Genomic DNA, 13,296 nt, shown 5'->3' on the forward strand with positions numbered 1-13,296 from the left:
TGCGCGGAGCCCGCGTGTTGGAAGGACGCGCGACACCGGGGTCGTATAATGCCGGCTCGTTACGCAAATCCACATATGTGCGCGACGCCAGGAAAGTCTGCTGAGTCCTGCCGCGCGTACCGTCACGCAGCCCTCCCAGCCTTCTCGGTCCGCCCATGAGCAGCCACTACCAGCACCACGTTTTCTTTTGCCTGAACGAACGCGAGGACGGCTCGCGCTGCTGCGCCGACTTTGGCGCCAAGGCCATGCAGGAATACGCCAAGAAGCGCTGCAAGGAACTCGGCATCAACGGTGAAGGCCGCGTGCGGATCAACAAGGCCGGCTGCCTGGACCGCTGCGAACTCGGTCCGGTCATGGTGGTCTACCCCGAGGCCGTCTGGTACACCTTCGTCGACAAGGAAGACATCGACGAGATCATCCAGAGCCATCTGATCGAAGGCAAACCCGTTGAACGGTTGATGGTCGACCGCCCTGCCAACGCGTGAGCCTGCGCTTTACCGCATCTGTTTCTCCAGCTTCCATGAACGTTCATACCGAAGAACGCCTGATTCCCGGCCCCGTCGGGCAGATCGACCTGTCGATCGACCAGCCGGACGGCGCACCGCGCGGCCTGGCGCTGATCGGCCATCCGCATCCGCTGTTCGGCGGCACCAAGGACAACAAGGTCGCGCAGACGCTGGCACGCACCTTCGTCGGCCTCGGCTACGCGACGGTGCGCCTGAATTTTCGCGGTGTGGGCAAGACCGAAGGCACGCACGACAACGGCATCGGCGAGCAGGACGACATGCTGGCCGTGCTCGACTGGATGCGGACACAGACCGAATGGTCCGCCGATGTGGCCACGCTGCCGCTGGCACTGGGCGGTTTCTCGTTCGGCAGCTTTGTCGTCTCTCAGGTGGCGCGCCGCCTGAACGAAGCCGGCACACCCGCCGAGCGCCTGGCGCTGGTGGGCACCGCCACCTCGCGCTGGGATGTGGCACCGGTGCCGGCCGACACCATCATCATCCACGGCGAACAAGACGACACCGTGCCGCTCATCGACGTGCTCAACTGGGCGCGCCCGCAGGAGCTGCCCGTGATCGTCATCCCCGGCGCCGATCATTTCTTCCACCGCAAGCTGCATCTGATCCGGCAGCTCATTACCGGCGCCTGGGCGCCAAAACCGTAACACCCACCCGTTGACTTTCCGGGCGCCGCGCCTCCCCCCGTTTTTCTGGCAGGCGGCGCCATTGAATTCCAAGCAGACCGCAGGACCCGACATGCAGACCCGCTTCGCCCATTTCACGCCCTCCGCCTTCCATTCCGCCGCAGCGACCGCCGTAGCCGCCGCCGTGCTTGCTACCGCGTTGCCCGCCATGGCGCAGCCGGTGCCGGCCCCGCAAGTCGCGGCCCGCTCGTGGATGCTGACCGACGTGACCAGTGGCCAAGTGCTCGGCGGTGCCAACATGGACGAGCGCATCGAGCCCGCGTCGCTCACCAAGCTGATGACGGCCTACCTGGTCTTCGAAGCCGTGCGCGACGGCAAGCTCAAGTACGACCAGATGATCACGCCCACCGAGACCGTGCGCACCGTCAAGACCGACGAATCGCGCATGTTCCTGGAAGCCGGCAAGCCCGTCTCGCTGCGTGAACTGACGCAAGGTCTGATCATCCAGTCGGGCAACGATGCGGCCCTCGTGCTGGCCGAGGCGGTGGGCGGCACCGAGACCAACTTCGTGATGCTGATGAACCGCGAAGCCGAGCGCCTGGGCATGAAGAACACGCACTTCATGAATGCCGCCGGCCTGCCCGACCCGAATCACTACTCCACCGCACGTGATCTTTCGATCCTGACCGCGGCGCTGATCAAGGATTTCCCGCAGGACTACAAGTTCTACTCGCAGAAGGATTTCACCTATAACAACATCAAGCAGTCCAACCGCAACCGCCTGCTGTGGCTTGATCCGACCGTCGACGGCGGCAAGACGGGCCACACCAAGTCGGCCGGCTACTGCCTCGTCACATCGGCCAACCGCCCGCTGCCGGATGTGCCGGGTGCAAGCCGCCGCCTGCTGTCGGTCATCGTCGGCACCAAGAGCGACGCCATCCGCACGCAGGAAAGCCTGAAGGTCCTGAATTACGGCTATCAGTTCTTCGATACGGTGCGGCTGTACCAGGCCAAGGAAGCGCTGCAGACGCCCGACGTCTACAAGGGCCAGGCCAAGAGCGTGAAACTCGGCGTGGCGGAAGACAAGTGGATCACCGTGCCCAAGGGCGCAGGTGCGCGCCTGAAGCCGGTGCTGGAGCGCAAGGACCCGCTGATCGCCCCGATCGCCCAGGGCCAGCAACTGGGCACGGTCAAGGTGATGGACGGCTCGACCGTGGTGTCGGAATTCCCGGTGGTGGCACTCGAAGCGGTGCCGGAAGCCGGCTTTATCGGCCGCACTATCGACGCGGTCAAGCTGTGGTTTAAAAAGAAGTAATCGTCCCCATTTACTTCGACATGACCTCCTCCCACACTCCCCCGCCGGGCCACATTCCGCCCGAACAGTCGCTCATCGAGTACCCGAGCGATTTCCCCATCAAGGTGATGGGGCCGATGCATGACGATTTTGCCCGGACCATCGTCGAAGTCGTCCGTCTGCACGACCCCGAATTCCACGAAGGGCGCCTGGAAAAACGTCCGTCTTCGAGCGGCAACTATCTGGGCCTGACCGTGACCGTGCGCGCGACGAGCCGCGAACAGCTCGATGCGCTGTACCAGGCACTGACCAGTCATCCGATGGTAAAAATCGTGCTGTAACGCGCCTCTGCGGCCCCCGCTGCAAGCAAAAACGCCCCGGTCATGCCGGGGCGTTTTGCGTTTATCGGAGCGCTTTTGGATGCCCGGGCCTCAGCCCTTCGAGACGTGCCCCAGGCACACCGCGTTGTCGTTCATCAGCCCCGCCAGCTTGAGCTTGAACGCGGCAATCTCGGGCAGCAGCCAGGCGCGAAACGCCTGCATCTTGGGCGTCTGCAGGGCGCTGTGCGGACAGACGAAGTAGTAGTTCCACGGACACGGGATCGTCGTCTCGGACAGGCGCACCACACGACCGGTCAGCAAATCATTGAAAGCCAGCGTCGGGCGGATCAGCGCAATACCCTGCCCCGCTGCCGCCGCCTGCAGCAGCAACGACGAATCCTGGAACATCAGCCCGCCGCGCGGCTCCACAAACCCCTCAAGGCCGGCTGCATCGAACCACGGTTTCCATGCCTCGCCCTCGCTGCGCAGCAGGGTCATGCCGGCCATCTCGGCGGGCGTGCGCGGCAGGCGGCCGCCGTTGAACGACGGGCTGCAGATCGGGAAGAACACATCGTCGAGCAGTTTTTCCACGTACAGGCCCGGATAGTTGCCCGAACCCATGCGCAGCGCCACGTCCATCTCTTCGCGCGCAAAGTCGACCAGCGCGGGGCTGGAGAACAGTTCCACCTCCAACTCGGGATGGCGCTCGATGAAGGTGCCGATATGCGGCGTCAGCCACCGCGCCGCGAACGACGGCATCGTGCTGATCGCCAAGCGGTTGTCACGATTGCCGGCGCGCAGTTGATGCGTGGCCTGCGCGATCTGGTCGAGCGCCTCGCGCACGCGATCGGCATAGGCGCGGCCCGCGTGCGTGAGCATGACGCGCTTGCCGCGCCGCTCGAACAGCGGCACGCCCAGCTCGTCTTCCAGGGTGCGCATCTGGTGGCTGACAGCCCCATGCGTGACGAACAGCTCCGTCGCTGCACGCGAAAAACTCTCATAGCGCGCCGCCGCCTCGAACACCCGCAAGGCGCCAAGTGACGGCAAGCGCATCGGTTCGCGGATTTCGGTCATCGTTCCCTCCGGGTTTTCGTAGCACGGCGTGGTTTTTATGTGAGCTGTGCTATCAAGAAACGCAATATATATCGTTTGGTACAAGGCAACCAAGCGCCTAGACTTCCTTCAACGGCAAGGCCCCATCCCACTGCCGTGAAGGAGCCGATCATGAAAGCTGTACTAACAAAAATTGTATTCACTCTGCAGCCCGGCGAGGTGGTGGCACTGCGCATGCCGGCCAACCAGAATGTGCGCGTCGAAGAAGCCTCCGGGCGCGACGTATGGATCACACACGAGAACAAAGCCGGCGACGAATGGCTGCGCGCGGGCGGCAGCGTTGCCGTGAAGCGCGGCGAAGAAATCGTCGTCTCGGTAGACCCGAAAGCCCTCGGCCCGGTCGCACTGGCCGTGGAAGCCACCGACGGCCACATGCCGCGCAAGCCATGGCACGTCGCGAACGGCTGGCGCCACACGCTCGCGGCGCTCGGCTGGAACGAGCACGCCGACACGCCCATCGTGGCCGCCTGAGCCCGGAAACCTGTTTCAAGCCTCCTTTTGCGGCCTCTGCCGCAGAAGCCGATGCCGGCGCCGATGCCTCCCATCGCGCCGGCATTTTTTTGCCCGACCCTGCAACCAAAGCGGGCAAAGGCGCACGGCGACATCGGCGGCCCTGCGCTACACTCGCGGGCATGATTCCGATTGACATCGTCGAACGCGGCCTGCAGGACTACGCCACCTGCTTCGACGAAATGCAGACCTTTACCGCACAGCGGGGCCCCGATACGCCCGACACGATCTGGCTGGTCGAACACCCGCCGGTGTTCACGCTCGGCCTGGCGGGCGATCCGGCACATCTGTTGGCCCCCGGCAACATCCCCCTGGTGAAAGTCGACCGTGGCGGCCAGATCACTTATCACGGCCCCGGCCAAGTCGTTGCCTACCTTTTGCTGGATTTACGCCGCCGCGGGCTGTTCGTGAAAGCGCTGGTCGACGCGATCGAGGCGGCCGTCATCGAGACGCTCGCCACGTATAATGTCGCCTCCGAACGCAAGGCTGGCGCCCCCGGCATCTACCTGTCGAGCGGGCCGCACGCTGGCGCCAAGATTGCCGCGCTGGGCCTGAAGATCCGCAACGGCTGTAGCTACCACGGCGTGAGCCTGAACCTGGCGATGGACCTGTCGCCCTTCACGCAGATCAACCCGTGTGGCTATGCCGGCCTGGAAACCGTCGATATGGTGACCGCCGGCGCCCGTGATGCGTCCGGACGCGCCGTCGATGCGAACGACTGGCAAACCGTTTCCCGCGGCCTGGCCGATGCGCTGGTCGCCCAATTGCAGCAACGCGCGCAAGCGCACCCCGCCGAGGCCGCTACCGCATAGCGCCCGGAAATGCACGAGCCGCAAGCCCGTGCGGAGAACACGATGACCGATTCCGCCGCCGGCGCCACTGAAGTCGCCACCCCTGCCACCCCGTCGAACAAGCCGTACGACGCGACGGCCAAGCAGAAGTCGCTCGACAAGACCGCCCGCATCCCCATCAAGATCGTGCCGGCCGAGAAGCTCAAGAAGCCGGACTGGATTCGCGTGCGCGCCGCTACCGGCAACTCGCGCTTCTACGAGATCAAGGACATCCTGCGCGCCAACAATCTCGTGACGGTGTGCGAAGAGGCCAGCTGCCCGAACATCGGCGAGTGCTTCGGCAAGGGCACGGCCACGTTCATGATCATGGGCGACAAGTGCACGCGCCGCTGCCCCTTCTGCGATGTCGGGCACGGCCGCCCGGACCCGCTCGACGTGAACGAGCCGGAAAACCTGGCCAAGACGATCGCCGAACTCAAGCTCAACTACGTCGTCATCACGAGCGTCGACCGCGACGACCTGCGTGACGGCGGCGCCCAGCATTACGTCGATTGCATCTCGCGCACGCGCGCCCTGTCGCCGGCCACGCGCATCGAAGTGCTGGTGCCGGACTTCCGCGGCCGCCTGGAGAAGGCGCTGGACATCCTCCAGGAATGCCCGCCCGACGTGATGAACCACAACCTCGAAACGGTGCCCCGCCTGTACAAGCAGGCGCGCCCGGGTGCGGACTACGCACACTCGCTCAAGCTGCTGAAGGACTTCAAGGCCCGCAACCCGAACGTGCCAACCAAGTCCGGCCTGATGGTCGGCCTGGGCGAGACGGATGAGGAAATCCTGGAAGTCATGCGCGACATGCGCGAGCACGACATCGACATGCTCACCATCGGCCAGTATCTGGCGCCGTCGGGCCACCATCTGCCGGTGCTGCGCTATGTGCACCCGGACACCTTCAAGATGTTCGAAGAGAAGGCGTACGAGATGGGCTTTACGCACGCGGCCGTGGGCGCCATGGTGCGCAGTTCGTACCACGCGGATCAGCAGGCACACGAAGCCGGCGTGGTCTAATTACCGCTGGAACGCCGCAGAAACAAAAAGGGCCTTGGGGTAGAACCCAAGGCCCTTTTGCTTTGGTGCGGCTCGATCAGGCTTGCGAAGCGGCGTCCTTCGGATACGAGGCATCGCCGTTCCACGACAGATAGCCGTAAGTGTCGGCCTGACGATCGGCACCCTGCGTGTAGACGTCGTACTTGGCAGCGGCGCCGTCGGTGTACGGATCGACCTTGGCGATGGCGCCATCGGTGTACGGGTCAGCCTTGCCCACGGCACCTTGGGTGTACGGATCGAAGCGATCGTTCTTCCACGACAGATAGCCGTAGGTATCAGCTTGACGGTCCGCACCTTGGGTATAGACGTCGTACTTGGCGGCAGCACCCTGCGTGTAGGGGTCAGCCTTGGCGACAGCGCCTTGCGTGTACTGATCGGCGCGACCTTGCACCGCGGCAGCGGCCGGCTGGGCCGACAGCAGCGCAGCGGAAGCGGAAAGCGTGGCCACCAGGGCCAGCAGCGTATTGCGGGAGAAAGCGGTTGCGAGACGGGTGTTCATGATGGGCTCCTGATCTGTCTGGATATTCGGTTGCGCTCAGTTCGTTGCGCTTGAGATCAGAATAGATCGTTGCCCTTGATGAATAAATGTCCAATCCAAGAAAATACTGTTCTCCAAAAATCAACAATTAGGACAGGCCATGTTCTGCATAAAGTGGCCTGTGAACCATATTCGCGGGGTAGAGGCAATAAGAGACCCCAAAAAAAACCGCGTACGTGGACGCGGTTTTGGTCGTGCTCGGCGAACCTACTGCTGCGCCGGGTGACCCGGACGCGGTGCGCCCGGAACCTCGGCCACTGGCCGCCCCGCCTGCTTGTTGCGCCACCAGCCCATCAGCGTCAACGCCAGCCAGAAGAACTGGGTGAGGAACGACGCAAGATTGAACGCGCCCATCAACGAAATCAGGATGCAAATCGGTCCAAGGAGATTGAGGCGAACGGCAAATGCGCCGGTCGGGGGCTTATGCAGGACCTGCACGCCAAAGTGTGCAGAGACGTACGCGGCGACGCCGACCAGACCGACAACGTCGGTAAAACCCAGGGAGGCCATGGTGTGTGCTTTGAAAGCAGAGGTTGTGGAGAAAGGGTTGCAGGTAAAACGCCGTCGCCCGCCGCTCAGTACCTCGCCGTCAGCTTGAGGGCGACGGTGCGTCGGCCGAGCGTCATGCGATCCATGCCGTTGCGGGTGGAGAGTTGGTGGGCATAGGCGGATGCGTCCGCGCCGGTCAAAGCGGCAGACAGCGTCACGAACTTGTTGATGGGTCGGGAGAGTTCAACGCGGTAATCGGTAAAGCTGAATGCGCTGTGGTTGCGCACATGCTCGTGGCCGACGTGCAGCCCGAGTGTGAAGTTGTTCGGCAAGGGCACGGCCCAGTTGGCTTCGGCGTAAGTGGAGCCGCGGCTGCCGCGGTCGATGCCGTCCGCCAGCGAATTGCCATCGAAGCCGAAGTAGTTCGACAGCGTCGTCCATAACCTGACCGACACGCCGCGCCAGCCGGCCCCGACCATCCATTCCGTGTAGTCGTAGCCGGTGGCGGGGCCGCCGCCAGCGGCCTTGTCGTAGCGGGCACCGGGATACCAGTAGCGATAGAGCCCGGTGGTCAGTTCGACGCCGTGCGCGACGGTGGTGGCATAGCCGAGGTAGGTGTCGATTTCGGCATGCGCACCGGCGATGACGTGGTCGCTGACCTGCGAGCCCCACACGCCGGCATAAAAACCGCTCGGCGATGTGTAGTCGACGCCCGCTTGGAGCGCAGGTTTTCCCCATGTCTGGCGCAGGCCGCGCGACACGTATTGCGAGACAACCGATGCATTGGCCGACCAGCGTCTGTCATCGCCCGCCGGCACCTCGTCCGCCAATGCCGGCAGCGCAGCTGCACACGCCGCCGCCCCGCCCAGCATTGCGGTGACCTTGCGCCAGCGCATCAGGCCGCCACCAGTTCACTGGCAACCAGCGGCTTGACCGGCGCCTGCAGCGGCGATTTGCCGTGCACATAGAACGCCGCATCGGAGCGGGCGAGCGGCGCCACACCGCGAATCCGGTCGGCGATCTTCTCGGCCATCATGATCGTCGGCGCGTTGAGGTTGCCGGTGATGATGCGCGGCATGATCGACGCATCCACCACGCGCAGACCCTGCAAGCCATGCACACGGCCTTCGTTGTCGACCACGGCCATCGGATCGTCGGCCGAACCCATCTTGCAGGTGCAGGACGGATGCAGCGCAGTCTCGGCGTGTTGCCGCACGAAGGCGTCGATCTCGGCGTCGGTCTGTACGCTCGGGCCCGGGCTGATCTCACGACCGCGGTATTGGTCGAACGCACGCTGCGCGATGATGTCGCGCGTGATGCGTACACCGGCGCGGAATTCACGCCAATCCACGTCATGCGCCATGTAGTTGAAGAGGATGCGGGGCTTGTCACGCGGATCGCGCGAGGCGAGCTTCACGTAACCGGTGGACGGCGAACGCATCGAACCCACGTGGCACTGGAACCCATGCATCTTCACCGGGTTGCTGCCGTCGTAGTTCACGGCCAGCGGCAGGAAGTGGTACTGGATGTTCGGCCATTCGAAGCTGTCATCGCTGCGGATGAACCCACCCGCCTCGAAGTGGTTGCTGGCGCCGGGGCCGGTGCCGTGCATGTACCACTCCAGCCCGACCTTCGGCTTGTTGTACCAAAGCGTGTTTTCGTAGATCGACACCGGGCGCAGGCACTCGTACTGGATGTACATCTCCAGATGGTCCTGCAGGTTCTCGCCCACACCGGGCAGATGCGCCACCGAGTGGATGCCCAGGGCGCGCAGCTCGTCGGCATTGCCGACGCCCGAGCGCTGCAGCAACTGCGGCGAAGCGATAGCGCCACTGGCGACGATCACCTCGCGGCGCGCGCGCCATGTTTCGCGGTTGCCGTCCATCAGCGCCTCGACGCCGACCGCACGCGTGCCATCGAAGATCACGCGATCGGCCAGCACGCGCGGCAGCACCGTCAGCGTGGACCGCTTGCGCGCCTCGTCGAGATAGCACAGCGATGTGCTGGCGCGGCGGCCCTTGGCGGTGACGGTGCGATCCATCGGGCCCAGGCCCTCCTGGCGATAGCCGTTCAGGTCGTCCGTGGCCGGAATACCGGCTTGCTCACCGGCTTCGATAAAGGCGTGGAACAGCAGGCTGTTGTCGTGCTTGGGCGTGCTGACCTGCAGCGGGCCCGAATCGCCGTGCCAGTCGTTGGCGCCCTTGTCATACGTTTCCGATTTGCGGAAGTACGGCAGGCAGTCGGCATACGTCCAGTCGGGCAAGTTGAAATCGCTCGCCCAGCGCTCGTAATCCATCGCGTTGCCGCGAATGAAACACATGCCATTGATGAGCGACGACCCGCCCAGCCCCTTGCCGCGGCCTTGCGCCATACGGCGGTTGTTCATGTGCGGCTCGGGCTCGGTTTCGTAGGCCCAGTTGTACGTGGTGCCTTGCAGCGGATACGCCAGCGCCGCCGGCATCTGCGTGCGGAAATCCCAGCGGTGGTCGGGGCCGCCGGCTTCCAGCAGCAGCACGGTCACGTCCGCGTCTTCGGTCAGGCGCGCAGCCAGCGTGCAACCAGCCGAGCCCGCGCCCACGATGATGTAGTCGTACTCCTGTACGGTGTTTGTGGTCAAAACATGCCCTCCGTTCTTACTCAGCACCGGCGCCGAACCAGCCCATCGGCTGCGGTGCGAGGTTGATGTAGCTGTGCTTCAGTTCGGTGTACTCGTCGAGACCGCCCCGGCCCAGTTCGCGGCCGATGCCGCTGGCCTTGTAGCCGCCCCACGGCGCCTCAGGGAAGTACGGGTGATAGTCGTTGGCCCACACGGTGCCGAAACGCAGTGCGCGGGTCACCCGGTTGGCGCGGTTCAGGTCGGCCGTCCACACCGCGCCCGCCAAGCCGAACGGCGTGGCGTTGGCGCGGCGCACCGCTTCTTCTTCGGTGGAGAAGCGCTCAACGGTCAGCGCCGGGCCGAAGATTTCTTCGGTGGCGATCTTCATGTCGTCGCGCACATTGGCGAGCACGGTCGGCTCCAGCCAGAAGCCGCGCTCGAACGCCTCGCCCTCCGGCGCCTTGCCGCCACAGCGCAGCACCGCACCTTCCTGCACGCCGGCCTGGATCATGTTGATGATCTTCTGGCGCTGGAATGCGGATTGCACCGGGCCCATCTCCGTGCCTTCGGCAAAGCCGTTGCCGATACGGATGCGCTTGACGCGCTCGACCAGCGCATCGACAAAGCGGTCGTGAATGCCGTCTTGCAGCATCAGGCGCGATCCGGCCGAGCACACCTGGCCCGCGTGGAAGAACGCCGCATTGACTGCGTAGTCGACGGCGGCATCGAAATCTGCGTCGTCGAAGATGATGTTCGGGTTCTTGCCGCCCAGCTCCAGGGCGACTTTCTTGAAGTTGCCGATGGCCGCATTCATGACCGCCGCGCCGGCAACCGCCCCACCGGTGAACGAAACGAGATCCACGTCCAGATTGCGCGACAGCTCGGCCCCGGCCTCGCCCGCACCGGTGACAAGGTTGAACACGCCCGCCGGCACGCCAACCTCGATCAGCAGTTCGGCAAAGCGGTGCGTGGTCAGCGGCGTCAGGTTGCTCGGCTTGACGATGACGGTGTTGCCCGCGCCCAGTGCCGGCGCGATTTTCCAGGCGGCTTGCAGCAGCGGGTAGTTCCACGGCGTGATGAGGCCGCATACGCCCACCGGCTCGCGCAGCGTGCGGCTGATGACCGTGTCGGGCGCCTCGTTGATGAGACCGGATTCCGTGGCAACCAACCCCGCGAAATAGCGGAACGTCGCGGCAATGCCGTCCATGTCCCAGCGGCTTTCGGTGATCGTCTTGCCGGTGTTGAGCGATTCGAGCGTCGCGAGGTTCTCGGCGTCTGCGTCGATGGCGTCGGCAATGCGGTTGAGCAGGCGAGCGCGATCGCGGGTGCCCGTCTGGCGCCACGGCCCTTCGTCAAACGCGCGGCGGGCGGCGGCAATGGCGCGCTGCACATCGGCCACGGAGGCATCGGCCGCCTGCGTCAGGACGTTTTCGGTGGCGGGATCGACGATGTCGCGGTACACGCCGCCCTCGGGCTGCACCCACTGGCCGTCGATATAGAGATCAAGACGGGGTGCCAGCGTGGCGGAATGGAATTCGGTGGAAAGGGAAGCTTGCGTCATATCCAGTACCCCTGGTGAATGGCTGGCGCACAAAGAGACGGCGCCCGAAATGCCGACACCGTAGCGTCTTGGCAGACGACATTCGGCGTGGCGACCCATAAATTCACTGTTGGTGTTTTTATTTACCTTTGGAGAATTTTGGACTAGTCTAGGAAAAATTAGTTGCGTCAGGCCAATCGTTATGGCCTAACGGTGCCAAATTTCGATAAATTTTCACTATTTTTAACGCGTTATACTCTCGGGAATCACTGCCAGTAAATCTGCCCCATGACCGCCGCAGCACTTCCGCCGCCCGACGGCCCCATCGATGACGACAGCTTTGCCGGCCGCCTCAAAGGCGTGCTGACACGCGGCCGCATCCAGCTCAAGCAGGTGGCGGCGGCGCTGCGCGTATCCCCCTCGGCGGTCCACAAATGGACGCGTGGCGGCGAGATCGAATACGCCAACCTGCTGGCATTGGCCCGCTTCCTGAACGTGAATTGGCTGTGGCTGCGCTACGGCGATCGCGCCCTCGCCGATCTGGAAGCCAGCCTGACCACCGACGTCCGCGCCCGCGAAGGCCGCCAGAAGCACATCGCCGCCATCATGGAAAGCGAGGCGCGCATGACCTTCGCGCAGGAGATTTCCGGCGTGGTCACGTGGGAGTGGAACCTGTTGACGGACGCGGTCGCGTATTCACCGAATGCCGCCCGCCTCTTTGGCCGGCCGATCCGCACGCTGGACGATTTTTGGCAATGCGTGCTTCCCGAAGACGTGCCCGGCGTGCAGGCCGCGGTCTCGCAGAACCTCAGCGCGGGCGGCGTCTACGAGCATGAATTCCGCATTGCGCCGGCGCCGGACGTGGTGCGCTGGATCGTCTCGCGGGCAACGCTCGTGCGTGATGCGCAGGACCGCCCGGTCAAGATGATCGGCCTGAGCCTGGACACCACGGAGCGCCACACCGCCGAAGCCGCGTTGCGCGATTCGGAGGCGTTGCTGGCCAAGGCGCAGCAGATCGCCCACCTCGGCAGCTGGCTCTGGGAACCGGGCACCGATGCCTGCCGATGGACGGACGAGGCTTACCGCATCTTCGGCTGGGCGCCGCAATCCACGCCCGTGACGATGGCGCGCTATCTGGAGGCCATCGTTCCCGCAGATCGCGCCCGCGTGCAGGCCGTGCTGGACCGCGCCGTGGCATCGCGCCAGCCGTATCGCGTTGAATACACCATCACCCTGCCCGACGGTTCCCACCGCCATCTTCGTGAAGAAGGCGAAGCGCAGGACCCATCGGCCGCCACGCCCACGATGATCGGCGCGGCGCAGGACATCACCGCTGAAGTGGAAGCCCAAGCTGCCTTCCGCGACAGCGAAGCCAAGCTGCGGACGTTGTTCGAACAGGTGCCCGTCGGCATCGCGCAGGTCAGCCTGGAAGGCCGCTGCCTGCGCGCCAACCCGTGGCTTTGCACGCTGCTGGGCCAGTCGGAAACAGCGCTGCAGCAGCGGACGCTGCTCGACCTCACGCACCGCAACGACCTCGCTCGCCACCTGCGCCAGTACGGTGAGTTGCTCGCCGGCACGGTACCAACGTATGCGCTATCGCTGCAGTTGGTACGCGGGGATGGCTCTGCCGTACCGGTGCGGATCACCACGTCCTTGGCGCGCGATCCGGCTACGGACGCACCGCTGCATCTGATTACCGTGGTCGACACCGTGCCCGAGGCGGGGGCCTCGTAGCCTCGTAGCCCAGCACACCCCGACGTCACAGACGTCAACTTCTGACAATCCCGTCAACCCTTGCGACTTTTTCCGGCATGCCTGGAGGGCCGGCATAGACTCTAGAAAACTCATAGTTAA

At 64.4% G+C, this 13,296-nt stretch carries 14 protein-coding genes; 8 read left to right on the plus strand and 6 right to left on the minus strand.

What is annotated here, in order from left to right; translation table 11 throughout:
• Positions 1-155 precede the first annotated feature (155 nt).
• The 4 genes from N511_RS0105515 to N511_RS0105530 all read left to right on the plus strand — a co-directional run bounded on the left by N511_RS0105515 (position 156) and on the right by N511_RS0105530 (position 2,782).
• Complete coding sequence (locus tag N511_RS0105515; RefSeq protein WP_027678378.1) at positions 156-485, plus strand: (2Fe-2S) ferredoxin domain-containing protein; 330 nt, start codon at positions 156-158, stop codon at positions 483-485.
• Between the two features lie 35 nt (positions 486-520).
• A complete protein-coding gene (locus tag N511_RS0105520; protein WP_027678379.1) occupies positions 521-1,168 on the plus strand; it encodes an alpha/beta hydrolase in 648 nt (215 codons plus the stop codon).
• A gap of 91 nt (positions 1,169-1,259) precedes the next feature.
• Positions 1,260-2,462, plus strand: coding sequence for a D-alanyl-D-alanine carboxypeptidase family protein (locus N511_RS0105525; RefSeq protein WP_027678380.1), 1,203 nt, complete (start codon positions 1,260-1,262; stop codon positions 2,460-2,462).
• Between the two features lie 20 nt (positions 2,463-2,482).
• The gene (locus N511_RS0105530; RefSeq protein ID WP_027678381.1) at positions 2,483-2,782 is read left to right on the plus strand and encodes a YbeD family protein; all 300 of its coding nucleotides are present in this window, start codon (positions 2,483-2,485) and stop codon (positions 2,780-2,782) included.
• Positions 2,783-2,872: 90 nt separating this feature from the next.
• Here N511_RS0105530 and N511_RS0105535 read toward each other — a convergent pair whose 3' ends face one another.
• Positions 2,873-3,835: a transcriptional regulator GcvA gene (locus tag N511_RS0105535; RefSeq protein ID WP_027678382.1), complete on the minus strand. Its 963-nt coding sequence runs from the start codon at positions 3,833-3,835 to the stop codon at positions 2,873-2,875.
• Between the two features lie 150 nt (positions 3,836-3,985).
• Between N511_RS0105535 and N511_RS0105540 the strand changes: the two genes are divergently transcribed.
• The 3 genes from N511_RS0105540 (at position 3,986) to lipA (ending at position 6,240) form a co-directional block, all read left to right on the plus strand.
• Positions 3,986-4,345, plus strand: a complete 360-nt coding sequence (locus N511_RS0105540; protein WP_027678383.1) for a DUF2917 domain-containing protein — start codon at positions 3,986-3,988, stop codon at positions 4,343-4,345.
• 161 nt (positions 4,346-4,506) lie between these two features.
• The gene (gene lipB, locus N511_RS0105545; RefSeq protein WP_027678384.1) at positions 4,507-5,196 is read left to right on the plus strand and encodes a lipoyl(octanoyl) transferase LipB; all 690 of its coding nucleotides are present in this window, start codon (positions 4,507-4,509) and stop codon (positions 5,194-5,196) included.
• A gap of 42 nt (positions 5,197-5,238) precedes the next feature.
• A complete protein-coding gene (gene lipA, locus N511_RS0105550) occupies positions 5,239-6,240 on the plus strand; it encodes a lipoyl synthase (RefSeq protein ID WP_004633801.1) in 1,002 nt (333 codons plus the stop codon).
• A 76-nt stretch (positions 6,241-6,316) separates the two neighbouring features.
• Here lipA and N511_RS0105555 read toward each other — a convergent pair whose 3' ends face one another.
• The 5 genes from N511_RS0105555 to N511_RS0105575 all read right to left on the minus strand — a co-directional run bounded on the left by N511_RS0105555 (position 6,317) and on the right by N511_RS0105575 (position 11,463).
• Positions 6,317-6,778, minus strand: a complete 462-nt coding sequence (locus N511_RS0105555) for a hypothetical protein (protein WP_027678385.1) — start codon at positions 6,776-6,778, stop codon at positions 6,317-6,319.
• 246 nt (positions 6,779-7,024) lie between these two features.
• Positions 7,025-7,327, minus strand: coding sequence for a CBU_0592 family membrane protein (locus N511_RS0105560; RefSeq protein WP_027678386.1), 303 nt, complete (start codon positions 7,325-7,327; stop codon positions 7,025-7,027).
• Positions 7,328-7,392: 65 nt separating this feature from the next.
• Positions 7,393-8,202 (minus strand): TorF family putative porin, encoded by an 810-nt coding sequence (locus N511_RS23725; protein WP_051530828.1) that lies wholly within the window; start codon positions 8,200-8,202, stop codon positions 7,393-7,395.
• Positions 8,202-9,923: a choline dehydrogenase gene (betA, locus tag N511_RS0105570; protein ID WP_027678387.1), complete on the minus strand. Its 1,722-nt coding sequence runs from the start codon at positions 9,921-9,923 to the stop codon at positions 8,202-8,204. The genes N511_RS23725 and betA overlap by 1 nt, the downstream gene beginning before the upstream one ends.
• Positions 9,924-9,939: 16 nt before the next feature.
• The gene (locus N511_RS0105575; protein WP_051530829.1) at positions 9,940-11,463 is read right to left on the minus strand and encodes an aldehyde dehydrogenase family protein; all 1,524 of its coding nucleotides are present in this window, start codon (positions 11,461-11,463) and stop codon (positions 9,940-9,942) included.
• 267 nt (positions 11,464-11,730) lie between these two features.
• Here N511_RS0105575 and N511_RS23730 point away from each other — a divergent pair, with 267 nt between their 5' ends.
• On the plus strand, positions 11,731-13,176 hold the full coding sequence (locus N511_RS23730; protein ID WP_081785318.1) for a helix-turn-helix domain-containing protein: 1,446 nt from the start codon (positions 11,731-11,733) through the stop codon (positions 13,174-13,176).
• Positions 13,177-13,296: the final 120 nt, after the last annotated feature.

This window comes from Ralstonia sp. UNC404CL21Col, from assembly GCF_000620465.1.
Taxonomy (GTDB): Bacteria; Pseudomonadota; Gammaproteobacteria; order Burkholderiales; family Burkholderiaceae; genus Ralstonia; species Ralstonia flatus.

Excerpts from the sequence above, each read along its gene's own strand:
- N511_RS23730 (WP_081785318.1), top strand. The coding sequence starts at position 11,731 with ATGACCGCCGCAGCACTTCCGCCGCCCGACGGCCCCATCGATGACGAC.
- N511_RS0105555 (WP_027678385.1), bottom strand. The coding sequence starts at position 6,778 with ATGAACACCCGTCTCGCAACCGCTTTCTCCCGCAATACGCTGCTGGCC.
- N511_RS0105560 (WP_027678386.1), bottom strand. The coding sequence starts at position 7,327 with ATGGCCTCCCTGGGTTTTACCGACGTTGTCGGTCTGGTCGGCGTCGCC.
- lipB (WP_027678384.1), top strand. The coding sequence starts at position 4,507 with ATGATTCCGATTGACATCGTCGAACGCGGCCTGCAGGACTACGCCACC.
- N511_RS23725 (WP_051530828.1), bottom strand. The coding sequence starts at position 8,202 with ATGCGCTGGCGCAAGGTCACCGCAATGCTGGGCGGGGCGGCGGCGTGT.
- lipA (WP_004633801.1), top strand. The coding sequence starts at position 5,239 with ATGACCGATTCCGCCGCCGGCGCCACTGAAGTCGCCACCCCTGCCACC.
- N511_RS0105520 (WP_027678379.1), top strand. The coding sequence starts at position 521 with ATGAACGTTCATACCGAAGAACGCCTGATTCCCGGCCCCGTCGGGCAG.
- N511_RS0105540 (WP_027678383.1), top strand. The coding sequence starts at position 3,986 with ATGAAAGCTGTACTAACAAAAATTGTATTCACTCTGCAGCCCGGCGAG.
- N511_RS0105525 (WP_027678380.1), top strand. The coding sequence starts at position 1,260 with ATGCAGACCCGCTTCGCCCATTTCACGCCCTCCGCCTTCCATTCCGCC.
- N511_RS0105535 (WP_027678382.1), bottom strand. The coding sequence starts at position 3,835 with ATGACCGAAATCCGCGAACCGATGCGCTTGCCGTCACTTGGCGCCTTG.
- N511_RS0105575 (WP_051530829.1), bottom strand. The coding sequence starts at position 11,463 with ATGACGCAAGCTTCCCTTTCCACCGAATTCCATTCCGCCACGCTGGCA.
- N511_RS0105530 (WP_027678381.1), top strand. The coding sequence starts at position 2,483 with ATGACCTCCTCCCACACTCCCCCGCCGGGCCACATTCCGCCCGAACAG.
- N511_RS0105515 (WP_027678378.1), top strand. The coding sequence starts at position 156 with ATGAGCAGCCACTACCAGCACCACGTTTTCTTTTGCCTGAACGAACGC.